Below are 23,771 nucleotides of genomic sequence, written 5' to 3'. Positions count from 1 at the left end.
TGTTCATATCTGCTCCTATTCGAAAATTTCCTCTTTATGATTCAACAGATCCGCTGCCCTCTTCCTCGCAACCGTATTAAGGAGTGTTACCTCCGGCGCTATATCAGCAGGAGTATCGAGAACCTTTTGAAGGGTGGAGACAAAAAGGTCTTTGTCGAGGGCGTACCGCGCGTAAAAGTTTGCATAATAGACATAGGTCATTAAAAATTTGCCCTGTCCCACCTCTAAAGCCTTCTGAAAATGTTTTTGAGCCTTTTTCAGGTAATAAAAACCTTCGTCGAGTTCCAGTACTTTTTTCATCATCAGTTCAACCCTTGGAAGTTCAGCAAGTGCCTCCATCGAATCGAGGTTCAGCTTGATCCAGTTTCCCCAGGAGGTGGCTGCCCAAAACAAATAGGGGACATCTTTCTTGCCGCAGGCCTTTACGCCTTCCCTGAAATTGTCAAAGAGACTCTGAGCAGGGTCATTGAACCCCCTTATCTCCAGGGATCGCAGAGAATAATACCTTGCCCTCCTGTAGAGAAGTTTTGCATACTCCGGATCTGTTTCCTCCATAAAAGCCGAGGCAAAAGAAGAATAGGTCTGGGCAGCATTGATGAGCAACTGTTCATTGTCCGGCACCGACTCGATCATGCCGTCCATAAGCATCAGATAGGCGGGAATTCCTTCACGGACCAGCTTAAGGTCAGATTGTTGAAAAGTAGATTTTGCCACCCCTTCCAGTAATATCGCCGTTGCTGCAACGGTCAGCTTTTTATTCGGCAGACAACCGGTTAACAGAAAAAGACATATTACACAAAGTAGAATACGGATTTGCAAAAGTTTCATCTCTTGTGGTGTGAATTTATTCATTCAAAAAAATCTTATCCATAACGTGTTACCACAAAATCTTTTTAAAGGCAATGCTTAAACTATTTGTGCTTAAATAGTTTAAGCATTGCCCATCGGCGTAACATCCAATGGAAAAGTCAGGAAACTCCGGAAACAAGTTGCCTATGGGATATTCCCTCGTTGCCTCAGCCGGGACCAAATTATTATAACCATAAAAAATCATATAACACCGGCCCGATGGCCTGTTGAAGAACGACTCCATTTCTATTGAGAATTTTTCAACAACCGATTGCTTTTCTTCGCAGCATTGGTTAAATTGAAGCCGTGGAACACCATTCTGAGCTGAAAGGCAAGGCCATTTTATTTCTCCTTCTTCTCTGGTTTCTCTGGTTTATCAATTTCAGTACAAGGACAATATTTTCGCCTATCCTGCCGTTGATAGAAGACGAATTTTTAATCAGCCATGCCGGGGCAAGCAGCATTTTTATATTTCAGTCAATCGGATATGGTCTTTCAATGCTTTTCTCGGGCTTTTACTCCGGCAGGATTGGATACAGAAAATCGATAGCGTTTTCCCTTGTAATATCGTCTTTCACATTTTCTTTGATTCCTTTCGTAAAGGTATTTTCTGTTTTATATATTTATTCTTTCATTCTCGGTTTTTCGGCAGGTGTTTATCTGCCGTCAGCCATACCGCTGATTACCGAATTTTTTGCCGAAAAAAACTGGGGCAGATCAATCGCTATCCATGATTCCGGCGCCTCTGTGTCCATATTCAGCGCCCCATTTATCGCGCTTTTCTTTCTACAATATTTTCAGTGGAGGTGGATTTTTGAAGTCTTTGCAGTTGTTTTTATTTTAAGTGCCATCGTCTTTTATTTGATATGCGATGAAGTAAAGATTAGACACGCTTCTCAAAAGACGCTCATTGGTGATCTTATCAAAATACGATCTCTCTGGATCATAAGCATACTCTTTACCTTTGCCGCCGGGGTCAACCTGGGCATCTATTTCATAGTCCCTCTGTATCTTACAAAAGAGCTTTCATTGAGCATCGGCTATGCAAATACCATATTGGGGATATCAAGGCTTGGGGGGATAGGGGTAGCTATCCTGTGCGGTTTTCTTGTTGATAGATTCAGTCTGCGCAAAACCATCTTTATTATGATGTTGCTGACCGGTATTTTCACGATTTGCACAGGCGTATCTTCTGTCAAGTTTTTAGGTTTTTTTCTATTTTTACAGGCAATATGTATAACAGGTTTTTTTCCTTTGGGACTTTTGTCCATCGCAAGGATATTCAACAGAGAAATGAGAGGTATGGCTACCGGATTGGTTATGACCCTCAGTATCATGCTCGGCGGGGGTTTGATCCCCTATCTCCTTGGCCTTTCAGGCGATTTCCTCAGCTTCAGGTTCGGTATTACAACCATTGGAATATTGGTTATCCTGTCGAGTCCGATTATATTTTATTTGAAAGAGATTAAATAGCCCTGTTCAGATTTTACCTTATAATAGAATGGTTTTCAGACGGCTTTTTGCCCTTTATTCCCTGTACATTTATTTGCTGAATTATTATAATCTTTTACAACTTTAATAGTTTATGATAGTCTATTAAACATCATGATCATTTCTATTGCAAACCAGAAGGGCGGCGTCGGCAAAACAACGACAGCAGTGAATCTGGCAGCATCCCTTGCCATATCCGAAAGAAAAACCCTTATTATCGACATAGATCCCCAGTGCAATGCAACAACGAGTTTTGGCATAACATACAGCGGTCTTTATGCACACCTGTACCACATGCTTATCGGCAATAAAGATGCAAAAGAGGTGATCAGGAAGACAGAGGTGCCTTACTTAGACATAATTCCGGCACATCCGGACCTGATCGGCGCCGAAGTTGAACTTCTCGATGCGGAAAGCAGAGAATTTGTATTAAAAAATATCCTGGAGCGATTAAGCAATACATACAAGTACACCATAATAGATTGTCCCCCTTCTCTGGGCCTGCTGACGATAAATGCGCTTGTGGCATCGGATTTTGTCATTATACCATTACAGTGTGAATACTTTGCCCTCGAAGGGCTTGCAATGCTTCTGAGAACGATAACGGTTATCAAGAGGAGGCTGAACCCGAAGCTGGAAACCCTGGGGGTGCTGCTCACAATGTTCGACAAGAGGAATAATCTCTCCTTCAGGGTTATGGATGAAGTAAAAGGCTATTTTAACGATAGTGTGTTTAAAACCATCATACCGAGAAACGTAAAGTTGAGCGAAGCGCCGAGTTACGGAAAGCCTGCATTGCTCTATGATATATGTTCGAAGGGTGCAGAGAGTTATCTCGAACTTGCTTCAGAAATACTTGAAAAGGGAGCCTGATGCTGAGAAAAGACCCGTTAGGAAAAGGTTTATCGGCTATACTCAAAGATATTGAAGAAAAAGGGGTGACCAGGGTTATCCCGGTAAACGAAATAGTTGCAGGCCAGTCCCAGCCTCGATTTGAAATAAAGGATGATTCGCTTGTCGAACTTGCTGCATCTATCAGGGAAAAAGGACTTCTACAGCCGGTTATCCTGAGAAAAAAAGGCAAGGGCTATGAGATCATTGCAGGGGAAAGAAGATACCGGGCGTCTGTTATGGCAGGGCTTAATGAGGTTTCTGCCATTGTAAAAGACGTTGACGACAAAGAGGCCCTTGAGATAGCCTTGATTGAAAACCTCCAGAGGGTGGACCTGAATGCTATCGAGGTTGCCGTGGTATACGACAGGTTTGTTGAAGAGTTTGGTTATACCCATGAAGAGCTTGCAAAGAAGATAGGGATTAACAGGAGTTCTGTCACCAATTTTATCAGGCTTCTAAAACTCCCGGAATGGATAAAAAAGCTGATTTTTGAAGGGAAGCTTTCCCAGGGTCATGCCAGGGTGCTGATCACGCTTAAGAGCGAAAACGAGCAGAAAAGATTCGTTGATAAGGTTATTAAGGAAGGTTTTTCGGTAAGAGAGCTTGAGAGAGAAGTTAAAAAGAAGTCAACCGGAAAGTCTTCGCCTTTCCCATACGCAGAAGAGTCTCTGAGGGAAAAGCTGGGGACGAAGGTAAACATAACTTACAGGAAAAACAAAGGTAAAATTATCATAGAGTTTTATTCACAGGAAGACCTCGAAAGAATTACAGAAGTAATCTCACCCCCCTGATATTGCCCTTTTTACAAGGGTTTTGGCAATCTCAATCTTGTATGCGTTTTTGCTGAGCGGCCGGGCGGCTGCAAGGGCCTCTCCTGCTGCATGCGCCGCAGTAACCTCGTTAATCATCTGTCCGTTAATGAATTCCTCGGCTTTTTTTGCACGAACAGGTCCGGGGGCAACAGCCCCAAGGGCAATACGCGCATCCGTGCATATGTTTTCTTCAACAGTTACAACCGATGCAACACTAACGACAGCAAAATCCACAGGGCTTCTCAGGGTAAATTTGAGGAATCTTTGTTGCGTAGGGGCTGATGTCTTTTGAATCTCGATTTCTCTAACCAGTTCATCCTGTGCGACGGCATTCCCCAGAGGATTGAAAAAGTCTGTGGGCGCAATCCTTCTTTCTCCTTTTGTTCCTGTAACGATTATCTGTGCATCAAGTGCAGCCAGGGCTACGGCGGTATCGGAAGGGCAAACGGCAAAGCACCTCTTTGCATCCATGATCGCGTGGTACCGGTTGTCACCGGCAACAGCAAGACAGGGGCCATTTCCTTTCCGCAGGCAGCGGATCGGCCCTCCGATATGGCGCGGATACCGGTAATACCAGCACCGTACATCCTGGCACAGATTCCCCCCTATGGTTGCTGTATTGCGTATCTGGGGTGTAGCCACAGATCGGGCTGCCTCTGTGAGTGTCCGGCAATTGCTCTGAAGGATCGGGTGCCTCGCAATATCGAAAAGTTTTGTCAATGCGCCTATTTTCAGTGTTTTATCATCTTCCCGGATGTAATCGAGACCCGATATCGTCTTGATATCAATAACAGCTTCGGGGTAATCGAAGAGATGCTCTCCTTTAAGGGTGAGGAGCAGGTCTGTCCCACCTGCATTAAGCACGGCTTTGCCGTTATACTCAAGAAGAAGCATACAGGCTTCTTCTATTGTCCTTGCGCTGATGTGTCTGAAAGACCTCATTATATTTCACCCGGTTTTACGGCTTTTTGAGTTGCTTTGCCAAGTGCACCGAGCACCTTCTCCGGTGTGACCGGATATTCGTGCAGCCAGGTTCCAATGGCATTAGATACGGCCATGAGTATTGCTGAAGGGCCGGGAGTGGTGGCTATCTCACCGACCCCTACCGCATGAAACCGGTGGCTGGGAAAAGGAGTTTCCAGTACCACATTGTCTATCACCGGCAGTTCTGAAAAAGTACGCCATTTGTAGTCAATCATATTGGCGTTGAGTATATGACCTGTTTTATGGTCAATAATGGTTTCCTCGAAGAGGGCGCTGTCAATGCCTCCTGAGCCGAGACACCCGTTAAGCTGCCCTTCAAGCCCCGGCGGGTCTATAATCTGCCCGACATCTGTGGTGTTTACGACACGCAGCAGGTTTACTTTACCCGTTTCCGTATCAACCTCCACCTCGACAAATGTCATCATGCAATTTGATAGTGTATAATCCGGTTCAAACCGCCCGTAGCCGGTGATGGTGCGGTCTATGCTCATTGCCTTCCATGGTATCCGCTTTTCCGGATTATCCTTAATAAAGACCGTTCCGTCTACAGTGTCCAGGTCGGAGGGCTCTGCGCCAAGCATGGGGGATATGAGTTCAAAAAGTTTTTGTCTTGCGTCCTCTGCTGCTGCAATGACGGCGCTTCCAATGGCATAAGTTCCCCGTGATCCTGCAGGTCCGAACTCATAGGGATTGATCAGTGAATCGGAAGGTGCAACGGAAATCCGTTCCATTGGCAGTTGCAGGACCTCAGCCGCCATCTTGACGAAGTTTGTCCTCTGCCCGGTTCCGTGCTCTGTTATGCAGGAGAAGAGCATGGCAGTTCCATCCGGGTGAAGGCGCACATAGGCCTCTGATGCATCCTCACCGATGTCGGCGTTACCATGTACACCAACACCTATGCCGGTTCTTTTTGAATTGTTTACAGTAGTGGGTTTCAGCCACCCCTTCCACTTCTCTTTCCATCCGAATGTCTGCGCACCCTTATCCATTGTCTTTGTATAGTCCACGCCCCGGTATGTATACCAGATGCCGTCCCGCCAGAAGTACCCGTCACCCGGTTTGACATAATTCTTTTTGAAAAATTCCAAGGGATCAATACCGGCCTTTTCCATGGCGAGGCTCAAAAGAGGTATGAGCGCGCATTTCAACTCCTGGCCTCCGAAGCCTCTCACAATGCCGGAGGCGTTTCTGTTGGTGCAGACGATAGTGGGCCTCAAGTCCCAGTTAGGACAACGTACCATGATCTGCACCTCGCCACATCCCACAGCAACTTGTGATTGCGTGGTCATGGAATAGTAACCGGTGTCGATGAGCCACTTGCCTGATATTGCCGTGACTGTTCCGTCCTTCTTCATTCCCACTTTAGCCTGCATGCGTGATCCGGGTCTGAGCGTAAATGCTGCAAGGTGTTCTTCCTTGGTAAAGGAAAGTCTAACCGGCTTACCTGTTGCTCTGCTGAGAAGTACTGCGTGAGCCTGCACCTGCCAGGACATGAATTTTGACCCGTAACTACCGCCGCAAGGGCCGCCGATTGTTCTCACCTGCACTTTTCTGTCGAAGACATGGAAGAGGGTAATCTTGTCCATGTATGATGCCTGGTTTGATACCCACAACGTTACCCTGTCAGGATCTTCCCACAGGGCTATTACCCCGGGCGCTTCAGGCGGCAGAGGGTTCGGCATATTCTCGTAACCGAAGGTGCCTTCTGTTATCACTTCAGCCTCTTCGAAACCTTTTTCCACGTCTCCCATGACAACTTCCTTCAGGTTCTTAGGCCCGAAAAAGGGAACGCCAGGGGTTACAATGTTTCCGGGGAATTCATCATATAATTGAGGTGCATCAGGTTTCAGGGCCTCTTCCATCTCGAAGACAGCAGGTAAAACCTTGTATTTGACATCTATCAGGCCAAGTGCCTCCTGTGCTACTTCTTCGCTTGTTGCTGCAACAAGCGCCACAGCATCACCAACGAACCGGACCTTACGGTCGAGAACACGCGTGTAACGCGGCGTGCCGCCCTTCCAGTCAGGGACATCTTCCCAGGTAAGTACTGCCTTCACACCCGTCAGTTTCAATGCCTTAGCTTTATCAATGCTTGCAATAAAGGCATGTGGGTGAGGGCTTCTAAGCACCTTTCCATAGAGCATATCCGGGGCTTTTAGATCGTTTAAAAACCGTGTATTGCCTGTGACAATATCGGTTGCATCTTTGCGGGGAGTAGCTTTGCCGATAAACCTGTAAGTATCGGTCATTTTTCCTGCTCTGCCTGTTTTGATAGTTCCATAATTGCATTTATAACCTGATAGTGGCTGATACAACGGCAAAAGTTGCCGGAAAGGGCTTCTTTTACTTCTTCTTCTGTGGGGGAAGGTGTTTGGGTAAGGAGCGCCTTTGCGCTCATGATTATGCCGGGCGTGCAAAATCCGCACTGAAAGGCTGTGTGGTCAATAAAAGCCTTCTGAAGAGGATCGAGCCTGCCAGTCACCTGGTCTTTCAAGCCCTCAATGGATGTTATCCTCTTTTTGTTGCATTCAACAGTTAGTGTCATACAGGAAAGCACGGCCTTGTCATCCATAAGCACGGTACATGCCCCGCATGCGCCGCTGTCGCATGATACCTTCGTGCCTGTCAGGCCGAGTGTCTCTCTGAGCGTATGGGCAAGTGTATGCGAGGGTTCAACCTGGCCGGGGCTGCTCCCTATATCTAATTCATAGATGTGCCCGTTGACCGTGAGGCTGATATGATGTGTTTCAAGGGCCTTTTTTTTAACCGGTCTTTTAGCTTTTACTGACATGTCTTCCTAAGGTTTATTTTACAAAGCCGCCTTCATTCATATAGCTTCGTTGCTTCCTCGTTACCCGGGTAACCTCTGGGTGCTATTTTTGAATGCGACCCGGTATTTAGTTTGTCAATGCAACAGTAAATATTATCATAATTATACAGGTATGGGCAAGGATATATTGGGTCTGAAGTTTCCTGAGTTTTCTCGTTCGACATAGCCAGAACACCGTTTTGTTCCCTGCTCCCTGCGCTTCCTTATATGAATCAACTTTCTGTCAGTCCTCTTTATGATGGCGGTAATATGCACATGGGTTGAGACAGTACCTTCCTTATTGTTATCCAGCTCTCATTGATTTTCTTGCTCCTCAGGGCAACCCTGATGGCCTGAAGTACGTGGCAGGCAAGATCCTTTTACTTTTCCTCGGAAAAACAAAAGTCTGTTCGAAGGTTGAGGAGCATCCTCTGCCTGGGTCCCCGTATGGCGGTGGTAATTGACTTGTTTATTTGGAAATACCTCCTTGCTTCCATATCGGTATTGTAAAATAAAATGTTGCACCATCATTGACCGTTGCTTCAGCCCATACCTCCCCACCATGCCGATTGATAACACGTTTTACAATAGCCAATCCAATGCCGGTTCCCTCAAACTCATCTTCACCATGGAGCCGTTCAAGAACTTCGAATATCTTATCAGCATAATTCATGGGAAACCCTATTCCATTATCTCTTACATAATAGACATTTTTTTCCATCTCAGCCCAACTACCTACTTCCACGCGTATTATCTTCCCTTGTTTGCTATATTTAATGGCATTGCTTAAAAGATTTGAAACAACCTGCCTAATCATTGTGCTATCTGCATATGCTTTCGATAAAGGCTTCAGATGCAACTCTATTATGCGCTCAGGATAAAGCATTTTTAACTGCTCAAAGACCTCTCTTACAATTTCCTCCATATTGACTGGAGAAATTTCGATACTTTTTCGACCTAAACTGAAAAACGCAAGGAGGTCATCAATGAACTCTCTCATGTTTACAGTGCTTTTATGAATTGCCGTAAGGTATTGCCGCCCTATTGCATCCAGAATATTGTTGTTTTTACCGAGCAATCTGCGGGAAAGACCTTCGATTGCAATGACAGGGGTTTTGAGGTCATGGGATACGGAGTAGTTGAATGTCCTCAGCTCACTGTTAATTGTTTCAATTTCTTTAATATGCTTTTCCAATTCCTTATTCAAGCTCTCCAGTTCTCCCGTTCTTTCACTGACCCTTTTTTCCAGTTCGTCACGGGCTTTTTTAATCGCCCTTTCTGCCCGCATTTGTTTTGTTATATCGGAGAGCATTACAATATAGCCGTCTTCATCCAGGCTATATGATTTAAATTGAATCTCTTTTTTCTTTCCATTTTGGCATAAAATAGTGAATACTTGAGCGCCCTTCCTGGCAATGTCGCCCTTCCATGCCACAATAACATGTTTTCTATAGTTAGCATCAGGATATGCCTTACGAAACCAGTCACGTCCTGTCGGGATATCATTAAGCTTATATCCGGTAATATTTACGAATTCCTCATTTATATAGATATACCTTCCATGCTTATCCATCATTACCACGCCATAAGGCGCCCTCTGTAAGATAGAGAAAAAGGTCTTCTTTTCCTTTTTGATAAGAATATCCATTTTTATTTGTTCTGTAATGTCGTAGACCATCTCAATCGCTGCTATGATATTGCCATCTTTATCTCTAAGGGGAGACGAAACAATTTTATAGTGTAAGGTTATATCTCCTGCCGGCGTATCGGTAACTGCCTCATAGATGTGCCCATCCTGAAGTGTTGTACATGTCGGGCAGTAGGAGCATATAGTGTCTCTTGGAGGATTATTGAATGCCCTGTAACAGGCGGGTCTTTTGGAAGTATCAACATCAGGGAACCATTTCCTCATCTGGTTGTTCAGGAAAAATATTTCCATTGCGGGGCTTATTAAGGCAATGCCGACGCCTATGTTGTCGATGACTCCTCTATATCTCTCATCAGACTCCCTCAACGCCTCTTCGGTTTTTTTGTGTTCTTTGCATAACTGTGCCAATTCGTGTTTGATTTGTTCTTTTGTTTTATTTTTATCCTGTTTCATAGTGTTTACAATTAAGTATAGCAGATTTATTTGAATTTTGTGGCCATTTTACCGTAAACTGACTGGTAGGGCCGATCCATGAATCCTGGGAATGAGGGAAACTTCCTGCGAATTAATTGATACTATTTTATATAAGGTATATATAAAGATTGCAGGAAAGATTTTATGAGCAAAGAACGATCACAATGTGGACTTCTGATTGAGAACAGAGAAGGCAAAGTATTGCTTCAACTGAGAGACAATAAGCCCGATATCCCATATCCAGGCTGTTGGGGCACATTCGGCGGGCAGATAGAAAACGGGGAAACCCCGGATGAAGCTATTAAAAGAGAAATCATTGAAGAATTAGAATGCGAATTTTCAAATCCGGAATACTTTGGTAATTTTCCCTTTGATGGATATAACATTTATATGTACAGAATTATTGACCATAACCTGATACTTGAGGATTTAACAGTTAACGAAGGACAGAGAGGCGGATGGTTTTCATTGGAAGAAGTTATCAATGTTGAGTGTGCCGCCAATTGTAAAGAGATTGTCATTGCCTATTTCAAGATGTTTCATTAACTGCACAGTCTCACCGACCGGTGGACTCGTCATCCCGCTGTCAGCATCCCGGTTCGCCATGATGGCCGCAGCAACTGCTGAGGGTCAGTATTTTTTTCATATTGTTCCTGAATAAAAGCCAGACTTTTTTTGAGAGCGGCATATCGACATGGAGATTGGTCAGGAACATGCCTATACTTGGTCTGCGGTGTTTGTGATCGTGATCATGCATAATCTATCTCCGTTTCTTATTCCGTCAGGTTTCTTTCCATAACCTTACCGAACTCATTTGCTTCGAGGATTGCTGTTTTCAGGAAACTGTGCGTTATTTCGAAAGGTTCATATCGGATGAAGAATACGTTCAGACTGTGCTGAACGATGTTATCCAGTTCAGACATTCGCTGTAGCGGGTCAAAACCCAACTGAGCGAGGTGCAAAGGCAGTCCCACCGCCTTGAAGAATCGGGCTGCCTGCTCAGCTTCGTCCATTCTGTTTTCCATGATGAGTTGTGTCATAACACCGATTGCCACCATTTCTCCATGAAGACAGTTTTTGTGTAAATTGCTGCAAGCCGTCAACCCTTGTGCCACACCGTGCGCCCCTGCAAGACCGCCGCTTTCGAATCCGAGCCCGCTGAGAAGAATATTTGCCTCCACAATATGGGCGAGGGCCTCGCCTACCTGTCGATGCCTGATCTCATCCAGCGCTGCGATACCGTATTCGAGAAGCAGGTCGCGGCACTGACGGGCAATAGCCAGGGCTGCCATGGTGGGTCTGGCGCCTCTTGCAGTTCGGGCTTCCGGATTTTCCATACAGCAACGTGCTTCATAGAATGTGGAAAAAGCATCCCCCATGCCTGCTACGATATATCGGGGCGGTGCAGCGGCAACAATATCAAGATCGACCAAGACCAGCATGGGGTTGGTCATACTGAATTCCACATTAGCAAAAACCCCTTTTTCGTCGTAGATAACGGAATGTGCCGCTGTCGGTGCGTCTGTCGAAGCTGTGGTAGGAATCGTTACGGCAGGCACACCGAGTCTTGACGCTGCCATTCTTGTGGTATCAAGACATTTGCCTCCGCCGATGCCGATGAGGACATTTACTTCAGGGCCAGGGCCTTCAAAAAAGGTTACAATTCTTTCCACCTCCCTCAGAGTAGATTCGCCCTGAAAGATTGTCTTTTTTACTGTAAGTCCGGCGGTGTTCAGACTCTTATCAATGATATATGAGCACGCCTGCGCAGCCTGAAATACACAGGGATAAATACTCTCCAAGAAGATTGATAACACCTCGCCCCTGGATGTATTGAGAAGGGGATATAAAAAGTTGTACAGGATTCCTGTTGTCCGGGAGTTTTTGATATATCACATTGGGGTCTAAAGCGCCTGAATTCTTCATTTATTTTCCTCATATTCCACTGAATATATACGAACATTTTGATTCTATCGTTAAAAACCCTATAATATCTACCAAAAAATCAATATCTGCTGTCACTGACTCCAAAGCAGACTCGGGTGAATGGGTTATGGCTGCTTTTTCATCTTCCCGAAGAAGTGATAGCCCGCTTTATGGAGGACAAAGGTGCAGAAGGTTACTACGAGGATAAAACAAATGGCCGGAATCATGATTGCCAATACTGCCGTGATCAGGGAACCTGCAAGCTCAATGGTGGCAAAAATGACATTGCCGATGCCAGTGATAACCCCGAAAAATGTTTCCATACTACCTACAACATTACACGGTTGAAGTGACGCTACCAGGATTCAGGGAATGCCATATTTGTATATATATCCTCGAGCCTGCCCTTGTGTCCCCGCTCCATAGATGCAAGTTCTGTAAAGGTATTTTTCTGTGCTTCGTCAGTACTGGCATTTGCAAGCTGGGTATACATTTGCATGGCTTCAAGCTCTTTTTTTATAGCGATTACCAAGCCATCGATAGGTTTGAGATCAGCAGTCAAAGGTGGTGTAGGAAGTGCATCCACAACCTTATAATCCTTTGATGCCGAAAAATGCATATTCTCCAGAGATCGAGTAAGGAATGTCTCTAATGCAAGTCGATGTTTTTTCTCATCTCCAGCAAGTTCATTAAACAGATTTTTGAGTTTTGTGTCATTCGCTTTGTCGGACACTGTGCTGTAAAACGTATATGCCTCGTTTTCACAGTCAATTGCAAAAGAAATTATCTTCTTAAATTCATCCTGATTCATTTTTCATTCTCCTTGGCAGTATGCCCATTTTAATTTACACAAATTGTTCAAAACCCTGCTTATTCTATACGTTACTTGCGCCTGGTTAAAAACCCACTTCTTCCTTGTTGGTGTATAACACAGCAGATTATCGGTGTCAAACAACTTTCGAAAGCAGCCGTGATTACCCTTATAAAGCTTTTACGTGCAGTGAAGCTTATAAGTGAATAAACATGGCGATCCAAAATCGGACATGAATTATACCGGAAGGGCAGGGGGCTGCAATGTCCTACTTTATATAATGTGCGCCACGGCTGCTGCGGTTTGTAAATGCAGCTTCGGCTATGATAAGGGCTGCCCGGATGCCGTTTCTCAGGTTTATCACCATAGGTTCAAGATGTGCCCTTCGATAGAAGTCGTCAATCCTGTTTTTTAAATAACCGAGGTCTGCTAACGCTCTCTCTAATCTTTTTACGGTTCTTATGATGCCGACGTAATTCCACATGGTTGACCTGATGCTCAGCCAATCCTGTTGTATGAGTGCCGGGTCGGCCTCCTCCTCTTTCTCAGGAAAACGCCACGGCGGGATTTCCGATTCCTTGTACGGTTTTGTATTATCAAAGTTACTTGCTATATGACGGGCAGACTTTATGCCCCAGACCAGACCTTCGAGCAATGATGTAGAGGCAAGCCTGTTTGCGCCGTGTATGCCTGTTGCGGTAACTTCTCCCGCAGCATATAATTTTTTTAATGATGTTCTTCCATAGTTATCCACCAGGATGCCGCCACAGCCGTAATGGGCTGCAGGAACCACAGGTATGGGTCCTTTCAGCATATCTATGTCCAGAGACAGGCATTTTTCATAAATAGTCGGGAACCGCTTTTTTATATCAATCTTTGCATAGGAAGCTATATCAAGATAAACATAGGCATCTCCCCTCTTTATCATCTCTTCATATATTGCCCTTGATACCTCGTCTCTGGGTGCAAGATCGCCAAGCGGGGAATAGTTTTCCATGAAGGTTTCACCATCTCTCGTTTTAAGCCTTGCTCCTTCGCCCCTCACAGCCTCGGAGATAAGAAAACCGTCCGCATCCTTGTGAAAAAGGCTTGTGGGGTGAAATTGTATATATTCCATGTTGATCATCCGGGCGCCGGTCCTGTGCGCCATGGCAAATCCATCCCCTGTTGCGCCCGGAGGATTGGTGGTATGGAGATATGTCCCTCCCGGCCCGCCTGTGGCAAGTATCGTAAATGAAGAAAATATCCTTTCTACCTGTTCACTTATATTATTCAGGGCATAGGCCCCAATGCACTGCGGTTCGATATAAAGTGAAACAGGATTGGTCGAATGATGCGGGACGGTCAAAAGGTCTATGACTGTATAATCAGCAAATATCCTGATTTTTTTAACGTTCTTTGCATACCCGACAAGGCTTTCCTCAATGGCCTTCCCTGTGGAATCCATACAATGGAGAATCCTCCGTTTCGAATGACTGGCCTCCTGTGCATATTCATAATCTGTGTCTGTTGTACGTGAAAAAGGGACCCCTATTTTGTTGATCAGGAATTCCTTGACCAGCAAAGGTCCTTCACGGGAGATCATCTTTACGGCGTCAAGATTTGAGATGCCGTCACCAGCCTCCATGATATCCTTGATAAGGAACTCCGGGGAATCATCCTGTCCCATAGAAACGATCCCGCCCTGGGCATAAAAGGTATTTGATTCTTCAACAGAACTTTTTGTTGTTACAATCACATCAAGCCCTGATTCGGCTGCGGTGATAGCGGCAGAAAGACCGGCTATGCCTGAACCGATAACCAGAACATCGCAAAAGTGTATGTTGTCATTGTTCATCTCAAGCAATCTCCAGCATTCTCTTTAAAGCTGTCCGGGCATGTTCAACATATGATGCATCAACAGAAACATGGTGAAGGGGGGTTCCTTCAACCAGACCTTCAAGAACATGAAGGAGTTTTTCCGGTGTAACCTTTGCCATTTCCCTGCATCCGGAGGTTTTTAAGGGTATAACAAGTTTATCCGGATTTGCCGCCTTTATACTGTTTACAAAATTTATCTCTGTTCCGATTGCCCACTTTGAACCAATCTCAGATTGTTCTACAATGTCTTTTATAAAGCTTGTCGAGCCTGCAAAATCCGATATATCAACAACACTTGGTGTACATTCGGGGTGGACAACGACTTTTATATTGTCATGTTCTTTTCTTACACGCTCCACATCGGACAATAAAAACATCGTATGGATAATACAAAACCCCCTCCAAAGGAAAACCTGCGCCTTTTTTATGGCTGCTGTGTTTCTATCACCATCGGCTGCATAGGGATCCCAGAGAAACATTTCGCTGTCATTGATGCCCATGGTATGCGCCGTATTTCTACCCAGGTTTTCATCAGGGAAAAATAAAGGAATTTTCTTTTCTGATAAAATATGCTCCATGACCTTTTTTGCATTTGATGAGGTGCATGCAAGACCTTCGTTTTGTCCGCAGAAGGCCTTCAAATCTGCATTGGAATTGACGTAAACTACCGGGATAATCTTCTTGCCTGTCTTCTGTATGGCAGTCCATGCTTTCTCTACATCGTCGATATTTGCCATTTCAGCAAGTGGGCATCGCGCATCCGGTTCGGGATGGAATACCTCCTGCTCCGGACTGCAAAGGATTCTTGCCGTCTCTGCCATGAAAGAGACTGCACAAAACACAATATAGCGGGCATTTTTCTGCCTGGAGGCAGTCTGGGCAAGCTGCAGCGAATCACCGACAAAATCGGCGAATTTTACAATGTCACGGTGCTGATAGTAATGGGCAAGTATTATTAAATCTTTTCCAAGCCTTTCTTTTGCAGCTTTTATTCTTTCGAGTACATCGGCGTTTCCCGTCATAAATCAAACTCCTTCATGGAGCAAGCTTATGTCAAGGGACTTAAATGAATGTGTTAATGCACCAATTGAGATGAAATCAACACCTGTTTTTGCAACCCCGGTAACACTTTCAAGGGTCATATTTCCCGATGCCTCAAGGGGAACGCGTTTGTTTGTATAAGAAACCGCCTCACGTGTAGACTCTATATTCCAATTGTCAAGGAGTATCCGGTCAACGTTTTCCTCCAAAGCCTGCATTAGCTCTGCCATATTTTTTACTTCTACTTCTACAGGGACTTTTGAGTTTGCATGGACCCTTTTAATCGCTTCTTTGATAGACCCTGCAACAGCTATATGATTTTCCTTGATCAAGGCCATCTCACTTAAATCGCTCCTGTGATTAACACCGCTGCCCATTCTTACTGCATATTTTTCCGCTATCCTGTGTCCCGGGGATGTTTTTCTTGTATCAAGTATCTTTGTTTCTGTGTCTTCAACAGCATCTACAAATTGTCTTGTAAGTGTGGCTATGCCGGAAAGCCTCTGGAGGATATTTAAGGCAACCCTCTCGCCGCTAAGGATTGCACGTGTCTTTCCTTTAACAATGGCAATAACATCACCTTTTTTCACACGCTCACCATCATGCACCACTTCTTCATACAAAAGCTGATTGTCCAGCAACATAAAAACCCCTGCAGCAAAAGTGTTTCCTGCAATAACACCATCTTCCTTTGCTATTATACGTGCCTTTGAGGTATGGCCTTTGGGCACAATTGAGTTTGTTGTGACATCTCCGGACCCGATATCTTCCTTCAGATAATCGTATAAATTATTCTTCATATGAGCTGATATTATAGAACTGCAACCGGAATGAGTCAACTAAAGACTTTATATCAGGGATATTTTTTTACAAAAGTAATTTTGCTAATTGTCGAGGACCTCTCTGATTTTTTGTGACAATGTTTGTATGGTGAAGGGTTTTTGTATAAAGGCTTTGCAACCTCTGTTTATTATGCCGGTTGCCTGACCGTTAATGCTGTAACCGGTTGAAAGAATGGCCTTAACATCCGGATTAACCATTTTTAAAAATTCAAAGGTTTCTGCGCCCCCTATATCAGGCATGATCATATCCAGGATCACAAGGTCAATAGTTTCTGCCCTTGCTTTATATGTTTCAATGGCTTCTCTGCCGCTTCTTGCAGCTATGACGCTGTATCCGAGCAACTCAAGAAAATCTTTATTAACATCAATAATTGTTTCTTCATCATCCACAAGAAGAATTGTCTCTGTGCCTTTGATGGTGTCAGAGATAAATGCTTCTTCTTTTTGTACTGCTCTTTCTGAAGCGGGAAGATATATGTTGAATGTACTTCCGTGCCCTTTTTCACTGTAAACGTTAATAAACCCCCCATGGTTCTTCACAATGCCGTATACTGAAGCGAGTCCGAGACCGGTGCCGTGACCCATATCTTTAGTTGTAAAAAAGGGCTCAAAAATCCTCTCCTTTGTTTTGCTGTCCATGCCGATGCCCGTATCGGTTACAGATATCTTAAGATATTCACCGGGTTTTACATAAGAAGCTTTTGCATTGTTTTCATCAAAAAAATGGTTTTGTGTTTCTATGTGTAATTCACCTCCTCCGGGCATAGCCTGCCAGGCGTTTACATACAGGTTTAAAAGGGCCTGCTCGATCTGTCCCTGATCAACATCCACAGTATAGGGCTTTTCCTCATATTGTGTGTGAATCGTAATCTCCTTTTTTGTACGGCCGAACATCATGGACGTCTTTGCAACGATCTCATTAATATTGGAAGGTTTTACCTCGTATCTTCCCCCTCTCGCGAAGCCAAGGAGCTGTCTTGTCAGATCAGCCCCGCTTTTTACAAGCGCTTCTATACTTTTGAGTTTTTCATAGTTAGGGTGGGAACTTTTCAGATTAAAGAGCGCAAGAGATGTATAGCCTTGTATGCCCATCAGAATATTATTGATATCGTGGGCAACACCTCCGGCTAAAGTACCGATGGCCTCCATTTTTTGGGATTGGAGCAGTTGGGATTCAAGCTTTTTGTGCTCGGAGATATCCTGCAGGGTGCCTTCATAGTAAATAAGCTTTCCGTCTTCATCCAAAACGGAACGCGCATTAATGGAGACCCAGCATATATTTTTGTCCTTACAGTACAACTCTGCCTCAAAACTCTTGACCGTGCTTTGTTCCATCAACAGGCGTTGAAATTCCTCGCACCGTAAGGGATCTACGAACAGTTTGCCGAAATTCTTGACATCATTGACTAATTCATAAAGCGAATCGGCTTTATACAGACTAACAAGGGCGGGGTTGGCGTTCAATATGCGGCCGTCAGGGGCTGACTGTAGTATCCCCTCTATGGTATTATCAAAGATATTGCGGTATTTTTCCTCACTTTCCCTGAGGGCGTTTTCAACCCTTTTTTTATCTGTAATATCTTCATACATAACAACAATATGTTTTTCCGCCAGACTTGTTCCTATCCTTGAAACGTTCAGTTTGCAGATAATATCTCTCCCGTCTTTGTGACGACAGTTAATTTCCATGCTGTACACTTTTTGTTTTTCAAGAACCTGGTATAAAGTGCCGATCTCTTCATAGTCTGCATCTGTCCTGTAAAGGGTTCTCGTTCTTTTGCCTATCAACTCTTCCGGTTTCCAGCCGAACACCTCTTCCACTGAATCGTTGGCAAATATAACGATACGTTCTTTCAAGCCAATAACGGCATGGGGGATTGCGCCCAGCATAGACGATTCCAGTTCCTTCAGCTTATTAAGGGCCTCTTCTTGCTGGTTGCGTTCGGATATTTCCTGCTGAAGTTTTTCGTTAGTTTCTTTGAGCTCTGCTGTTCTTTTCATTACCAGGTCTTCAAGATGAGCCCGGTATTGGTTTAATTTGTCTTCTGTTTTTTTGTGATCCTTTATTTCCCTGTTTAAGTTTACGTTTGCTTCCAGGAGGTCTTTGGTGCGTCCTTCCAGCTCTTTGTATGCATTCTTTAACGCTGTTTCGGTTTTTTTCAATTCGGTAAAATCTGTAACCGAGAATACATATCCCTTGGAAAGATCATGTTCGTCCTGCGGACGTCCTTTTACCATACAACTGACGCGATGACCGTCTTTATGCATAAAATCATACTCATATGTTAACATCCTGTCTTTGAGGGGGTTATTGTAAATTATACGGTCAATGTTTGCATGTTCCTCTTCGTCATGGAATATGATGTTTGATTTTTGGCCGATCATATCCTCCTGATTCCATCCGAGAATATCTGCAAATGCATTATTACACCAGATAAACGTATGATTTTTAACCAGACATATGCCATGGGTCGTACTGTCGAGGACAGCTATTAGAAAATCCTGGGATTGTTTAAGTTTTTCGTGGGCGCCGGCAAGTTCTTCAGCCTTTTCCTGGACATCTTCAAGGCTGAAGATATATTCCTGAAGCATACGCCGCTGCTGCTCATTTTCTTTTATATCATCTGTTCCCATAGATATATACTCCTTGCAAATCATGCCAACATATTTGAACTACTTTGATTCAAAGGTCTGCATCTCTTTTAAAATATCAGAAAAGCTTACAAGTTTACACAAATAGTTTACACAAATATCTGTCAGCTTCTGCCTCTGAGCTTTGCCGGATTTCAAAGGACTGTGCCTTTGCTGAAAGCGTAATGATGGGAATGTCCTTTGTTCTATCATCGAACATCAATATTCAATTATTTTATTTTCTGTAGACGCGATGATTTATAACTGAATCCGAAATGGTATTGTTTTAGCAAATTCTCGGCAGGGGAGCGCCGGTGAGCATGGTAAGCCTTCTTGTTCCACCCAGGGTTGTCTTCAGGTAGACGTTTCCTTTGCCTGTCTCGACATGACCTATTATGTCCGATTGTTGGGCGCAGAGGTCTTCTCTAAGATATTCCAGGATGCTGTCGGCTTCTTCACCTGAGGCTATGAGCAGGAATTTGCCTTCATTGGCAAGATAGAGCGGGTCGAGGCCAAGGGTTTCGGTAATGCCTTTTACATAGTCGTCAATGGGGATATTTGACTCGTTAAGCCGTATGTCTACACCAGCCGACAGGGCGATTTCCTTTATACATGTGGAAAGTCCGCCCCGTGTTAAATCTCTCATAAATTTAATGCCCTTAAATCTTTCAAGAAGCTTTTCTGTAAGCATGTTGAGGGGCGTGCAGTCGCTCAATACTTTTGTGTCAAAACTGAAAGATTGTCTTTCGAGTAAAATGGAAAGACCGTGATTTCCCATTGGCCCGTTTACGATTATCACGTCACCCGGTTCTATGCGGTTATAACCCAGATCAGCTTCAAGAAGCATATAGCCGATGCCGGTAGTGGTGATAAAGATTTTGTCTGCCTGAGTCCGTCCTACCACTTTTGTATCCCCGGCAACGATCATTACATCCGCTTCCCGGCAGGTCTGTGCCATGGAGGCAATGATCCTTTCCAGATCGGCAATGGGAAACCCTTCTTCGATGATAAAGGATGCTGTCAGGTAGAGCGGTTTAGCGCCGCTTACAGCCAGATCGTTCACAGTACCGCACACGGCAAGTTTTCCGATGTCTCCTCCGGGGAAAAATATGGGGTCAACAACAAAAGAGTCTGTTGTTATTGCCATTTTTCCTTGTCTGACGGGAAACGATGCTGCATCGGTGAGCCCTTCAAGGAGCGTATTGTTAAAGCAGGGTAAAAAATATTTCTCCAGGAGTTGATGTGTAAGAAGCCCGCCATCACCGTGAGAAATGAGGATTATATCGCTGTTTTTTTGAGAAGTCATATTTTATCCTCTTTTACTCATCGCCATAGTTGAAATATGCCGCGCAGGCTCCCTCAGAAGAAACCATGCAGGGGCCTGTGGGGTCTGCCGGGGTGCATACAATGGAAAACAGAGGGCATTGATCCGGTTTAATCTTACCTTTTAACACCTCGCCGCACGAACAGCCTTCAGGCGGCGAGGCATACGGAACCTCTACGGGAAACCGGGCTGCGGCATCAAAGCCTGCATATGCTTTTTTAAATACAAGACCGCTTTCAGGAATCAGGCCGAACCCCCGCCATGATGCATCTTCAGGCTCAAAAACCTCTTCAATAGCATTTTTAGCCCGGATATTACCCTCTTCGCTGACAAGACGTGTATAGCCGTTTATTGTTTCTGCCTTTTTATCAACTATCTGTTTCAGAAGCAGCGATATGGCTTCCATGATGTCAATAGGTTCAAAACCTGCTATAACTGCCGGTATGCCATATTCGGATGCGATAAAATCGAAGACCTTTCTGCCTGTTATCACAGACACATGTCCGGGGAGGATAAAGCCGTCAACGTTGAGTTCGGGGTCTGCGAGGAGCACCTTCATTGCCGGCGGAACGAGTTTATGTACCGACAGGACGGAATAATTTATTATACCCAGTGCCTTTGCTTCCATTACGCTTAAGGCAACAGCAGGTGCAGTTGTTTCAAAACCCACACCCAGGAAAACGATCTCTTTGTCGATATGCTGTACTGCGTAAGATAAAGCTTCGTGGGGCGAATAGCATATCTCTATCCGTGCGCCCCGGGCGCGTTCGACCTCCAGTGAGGCATGTGTGCCGGGAACGCGTATCATATCGCCGAAGCTTGCAATGACAACTCCAGGCAATCGGGCGAAGGCGAGCATTCTATCAATATCTGTCTGGTCTGTCACGCATACGGGGCATCCGGGACCGCTGAGAAGTTCCATATAGGGAGACAGCAACCCACGCAGGCCGCTTTTGGAGATGGCGGTAGTATGGGTACCACAGACCTCCATCAGAGTAATCTGCCGGTCAAGTTTGTCGGATACGCTGCCGGACAGTTTTATAAGCTGATCCAGCAATTTTTTACTGAGCTCGATGTTCATATGGAAACCCCTGGATTATGCATCAATTTGTGCAATCTCCTCCAGCATTTTTAATGTCCGGCCGGCTTCCTCCGTATCAATTTTTCCGATTGCATACCCGGCATGAACCATCAGGTAATCACCTATAGCTATTTCCTCCTCTATGAGAGGCGTATATATTTTACTTTTAACGCCAAAGGCCTCAATGACGGCCCAATTTTCCTGTGTATTGATTTCGATCACTTTTCCCGGTATCCCAAGACACATATTATTACCAACCTCCCTGTGCTGTTACATTTGATCATCGCTGTCGACAGACGACGGGACGTCTGCGCTATATATATTTTCCTTATGCCCTCTGTTGCTTTTCCATCTCCAGTGTGCGATCATTGCCTGACCAAGGGCTATACCGCCGTCGTTTGTCGGGACATGTCTGTGAAAGCATACCTGAAATCCATCCATACGTAAAGCCTTTATAGTTGCCCTGAAAAGATACTCGTTGTGCCATGTTCCACCGCTGAGCATCACCTTCTTTAACCCTGTCAACGCCGATACCCTCCCAACTGTATCGCAGATGATTTTGACGATGGTGTTGTGAAACTTTGCGGAAACAGTTTCCGCAGGAATCCCGATTAATTTATCCTCTGTTATGCCTTCCAGCATCTCCCCGGGGAAAATTGTATCCTCTGTAATTGTATATGCATATGATTCCTTCAAGGCGTTTTGGTGCGCTTTCAGTGCAATTTCGCCGAGTTCAATTGCAGCCTGTCCTTCGTAGGTGTTTTCCTGACAGACCCCGAGGATGGCCGATACTGCATCAAAAAGCCTGCCGCAGCCGCATGAGAGAGGGGAGTTAAAACCCTTTGTTATCATTTGTTCAATAGTATCGATATCTCTGTCAGGAAAAAGTAGCTTCTCGTATCCTTTCCCCTCGCATCCAAGGAATGTAATAAGATAGCTACAGGCTGTCCGCCAGGGTTGGCGTATTGCCATTTCACCGCCGGGAAGGGGAACATAGGCAAGATGGAACATACGTTCAAACCCGAGGTAATTGCCTGCGAATACTTCAAACCCCCAGATATTGCCGTCTGTCCCGTAACCGGTCCCGTCGAGAATCACACCTATGGTATCTTCATCACCGATATTGTTTTCCGCCATACAGCTTGCAAGATGTGCATGATGATGCTGAACTTCAACATGGCTTTTTGCAGGTATTTTGCGGGCTATAGCAGATGAGGTATAATCAGGATGGGCATCACAGGCAACGATTTCCGGTTTTACGCCTATCAAGTTTTGAAAGTTCGCAAGACTGTCAAGGAGGTTTTTCTCTCCTTCGACGGTGTCTATCTCACCGATATACTGGCTCATAAAAGCCTGGTTTTGCTTAAGGATGCAGAAGCTGTTTTTCATTTCCCCGCCGATGCCGAGGACAACCGGCGAGGCCTTTTTCCGTATGACCGTAATCGGCTGCGGGGTATATCCCCTTGATCTTCTGAAAAAACTTACCTCTCCGTCTATGACCTGGATGAGGGAATCGTCGCAACGGTTGACGATGTCTCTGTTATGAAGAAGGAAGTATTCGGCTATATTCTGGAGTTCATCAAGGGCCTTTTCGTTATCTTTTACAAGCGGCAGTTCGCTGTAATTCCCGCTCGTCATGACAAGTATGTCAAATGGCCCACTGAAAAGAAGCAGATGAAGCGGTGTATATGGCAGCATTACGCCCAGAGAGGTAAGCCCCGGGGCAAGCGCTTCCGGCAGGCTGAAGCGCCCTTTTTTCTTCAATATGACAATCGGCGCCTGGGGTGAAGTTAAAAACCTTGCCTCATCTTTATTAACAACACAATATTTACGGACAGTTTTTATATCTTTGCACATCACAGCAAATGGTTTTGTCTTCCTTGCTTTACGAAGACGCAGCGTATTTATTGCGTCTTCGTTTCTTGCGTCGCAGACGAGATGGAAACCACCAAGGCTCTTTAAGGCCAGGATTTTACCTTTCCTGAGGACACTCCATGTAAAATCAAGCCAGTCGTTATTATCGCCAGCCGTTTTGCCTTTGTTGTCCGCTATGCGTATGCTTGGGCCGCATGCAGGACATGCTACAGGCTGGGCGTGGAACCGCCTGTCGAGTGGGTTGTGATATTCGGCCTCACAGTTGTCGCACATTTTAAAGGTTTTCATGGAGGTTCCGGGACGATCATAGGGGATGTCTTCGATGATGGTGAGCCTTGGACCGCAATTCGTGCAATTGGTGAACGGGTATTGATAATGGCGATCCAGAGGGTTGAGTATCTCCTCAGCGCATGATTCGC

21 protein-coding genes are annotated in these 23,771 nt (G+C 44.9%); 4 read left to right on the top strand and 17 right to left on the bottom strand.

Annotation, left to right across the window (positions count from 1 at the left end):
• Positions 1-15: 15 nt before the first annotated feature.
• On the bottom strand, positions 16-828 hold the full coding sequence (locus NT178_05080; protein ID MCX5811903.1) for a TRAP transporter TatT component family protein: 813 nt from the start codon (positions 826-828) through the stop codon (positions 16-18).
• A gap of 327 nt (positions 829-1,155) precedes the next feature.
• Here NT178_05080 and NT178_05075 point away from each other — a divergent pair, with 327 nt between their 5' ends.
• The 3 genes from NT178_05075 (at position 1,156) to NT178_05065 (ending at position 4,025) form a co-directional block, all read left to right on the top strand.
• The gene (locus NT178_05075; GenBank protein MCX5811902.1) at positions 1,156-2,322 is read left to right on the top strand and encodes an MFS transporter; all 1,167 of its coding nucleotides are present in this window, start codon (positions 1,156-1,158) and stop codon (positions 2,320-2,322) included.
• A 132-nt stretch (positions 2,323-2,454) separates the two neighbouring features.
• Entirely contained in the window at positions 2,455-3,213 is a 759-nt protein-coding gene (locus NT178_05070) for an AAA family ATPase (protein MCX5811901.1), read from the top strand.
• Positions 3,213-4,025, top strand: coding sequence for a ParB/RepB/Spo0J family partition protein (locus tag NT178_05065; GenBank protein MCX5811900.1), 813 nt, complete (start codon positions 3,213-3,215; stop codon positions 4,023-4,025). Before NT178_05070 ends, NT178_05065 begins: the two co-directional genes overlap by 1 nt.
• On the opposite strand, the gene NT178_05060 is transcribed toward NT178_05065, so the two are convergent.
• The 4 genes from NT178_05060 to NT178_05045 form a co-directional block, all read right to left on the bottom strand.
• Positions 4,014-4,988, bottom strand: coding sequence for an FAD binding domain-containing protein (locus NT178_05060; protein ID MCX5811899.1), 975 nt, complete (start codon positions 4,986-4,988; stop codon positions 4,014-4,016). The two genes, NT178_05065 and NT178_05060, sit on opposite strands and share 12 nt — an antisense overlap.
• A complete protein-coding gene (locus tag NT178_05055) occupies positions 4,988-7,279 on the bottom strand; it encodes a xanthine dehydrogenase family protein molybdopterin-binding subunit (GenBank protein MCX5811898.1) in 2,292 nt (763 codons plus the stop codon). Before NT178_05055 ends, NT178_05060 begins: the two co-directional genes overlap by 1 nt.
• Positions 7,276-7,821: a (2Fe-2S)-binding protein gene (locus tag NT178_05050; GenBank protein MCX5811897.1), complete on the bottom strand. Its 546-nt coding sequence runs from the start codon at positions 7,819-7,821 to the stop codon at positions 7,276-7,278. Before NT178_05050 ends, NT178_05055 begins: the two co-directional genes overlap by 4 nt.
• A gap of 487 nt (positions 7,822-8,308) precedes the next feature.
• Entirely contained in the window at positions 8,309-9,940 is a 1,632-nt protein-coding gene (locus NT178_05045; protein ID MCX5811896.1) for an ATP-binding protein, read from the bottom strand.
• 165 nt (positions 9,941-10,105) lie between these two features.
• Between NT178_05045 and NT178_05040 the strand changes: the two genes are divergently transcribed.
• Positions 10,106-10,507: an NUDIX domain-containing protein gene (locus NT178_05040; GenBank protein MCX5811895.1), complete on the top strand. Its 402-nt coding sequence runs from the start codon at positions 10,106-10,108 to the stop codon at positions 10,505-10,507.
• 40 nt (positions 10,508-10,547) lie between these two features.
• Here NT178_05040 and NT178_05035 read toward each other — a convergent pair whose 3' ends face one another.
• From NT178_05035 to hypF, 12 genes are all read right to left on the bottom strand, one after another.
• A complete protein-coding gene (locus NT178_05035) occupies positions 10,548-10,718 on the bottom strand; it encodes a hypothetical protein (GenBank protein ID MCX5811894.1) in 171 nt (56 codons plus the stop codon).
• Positions 10,719-10,734: 16 nt separating this feature from the next.
• Positions 10,735-11,778 carry a glycerol dehydrogenase gene (locus NT178_05030; GenBank protein ID MCX5811893.1) on the bottom strand — a complete coding sequence of 348 codons (1,044 nt, stop codon included), beginning with the start codon at positions 11,776-11,778 and terminating at the stop codon, positions 10,735-10,737.
• Positions 11,779-12,012: 234 nt separating this feature from the next.
• Positions 12,013-12,210 carry a hypothetical protein gene (locus NT178_05025; protein ID MCX5811892.1) on the bottom strand — a complete coding sequence of 66 codons (198 nt, stop codon included), beginning with the start codon at positions 12,208-12,210 and terminating at the stop codon, positions 12,013-12,015.
• A gap of 32 nt (positions 12,211-12,242) precedes the next feature.
• Positions 12,243-12,698, bottom strand: coding sequence for a ferritin family protein (locus tag NT178_05020; GenBank protein ID MCX5811891.1), 456 nt, complete (start codon positions 12,696-12,698; stop codon positions 12,243-12,245).
• Between the two features lie 268 nt (positions 12,699-12,966).
• Positions 12,967-14,535 (bottom strand): L-aspartate oxidase, encoded by a 1,569-nt coding sequence (gene nadB, locus NT178_05015; protein MCX5811890.1) that lies wholly within the window; start codon positions 14,533-14,535, stop codon positions 12,967-12,969.
• A gap of 1 nt (position 14,536) precedes the next feature.
• Positions 14,537-15,580 (bottom strand): quinolinate synthase NadA, encoded by a 1,044-nt coding sequence (gene nadA / locus NT178_05010; protein MCX5811889.1) that lies wholly within the window; start codon positions 15,578-15,580, stop codon positions 14,537-14,539.
• A 3-nt stretch (positions 15,581-15,583) separates the two neighbouring features.
• Positions 15,584-16,399: a carboxylating nicotinate-nucleotide diphosphorylase gene (gene nadC / locus NT178_05005; protein MCX5811888.1), complete on the bottom strand. Its 816-nt coding sequence runs from the start codon at positions 16,397-16,399 to the stop codon at positions 15,584-15,586.
• Between the two features lie 84 nt (positions 16,400-16,483).
• Positions 16,484-19,075 carry a PAS domain S-box protein gene (locus NT178_05000; GenBank protein ID MCX5811887.1) on the bottom strand — a complete coding sequence of 864 codons (2,592 nt, stop codon included), beginning with the start codon at positions 19,073-19,075 and terminating at the stop codon, positions 16,484-16,486.
• A 283-nt stretch (positions 19,076-19,358) separates the two neighbouring features.
• The gene (gene hypE, locus NT178_04995) at positions 19,359-20,378 is read right to left on the bottom strand and encodes a hydrogenase expression/formation protein HypE (GenBank protein MCX5811886.1); all 1,020 of its coding nucleotides are present in this window, start codon (positions 20,376-20,378) and stop codon (positions 19,359-19,361) included.
• Positions 20,379-20,391: 13 nt separating this feature from the next.
• Positions 20,392-21,477, bottom strand: coding sequence for a hydrogenase formation protein HypD (gene hypD / locus NT178_04990; protein ID MCX5811885.1), 1,086 nt, complete (start codon positions 21,475-21,477; stop codon positions 20,392-20,394).
• Between the two features lie 15 nt (positions 21,478-21,492).
• Positions 21,493-21,723: a HypC/HybG/HupF family hydrogenase formation chaperone gene (locus NT178_04985; protein MCX5811884.1), complete on the bottom strand. Its 231-nt coding sequence runs from the start codon at positions 21,721-21,723 to the stop codon at positions 21,493-21,495.
• Positions 21,724-21,747: 24 nt separating this feature from the next.
• A partial coding sequence (gene hypF, locus NT178_04980) for a carbamoyltransferase HypF (protein ID MCX5811883.1) occupies positions 21,748-23,771 on the bottom strand: 2,024 nt, incomplete at its 5' end.

The organism is Pseudomonadota bacterium, from assembly GCA_026388255.1.
In the GTDB taxonomy this organism is placed as follows: Bacteria; Desulfobacterota; Syntrophorhabdia; order Syntrophorhabdales; family Syntrophorhabdaceae; genus JAPLKB01.
The sequence above is the reverse complement of the archived record's forward strand: the minus strand, read 5'-3'. Positions and strand labels throughout refer to the sequence as shown.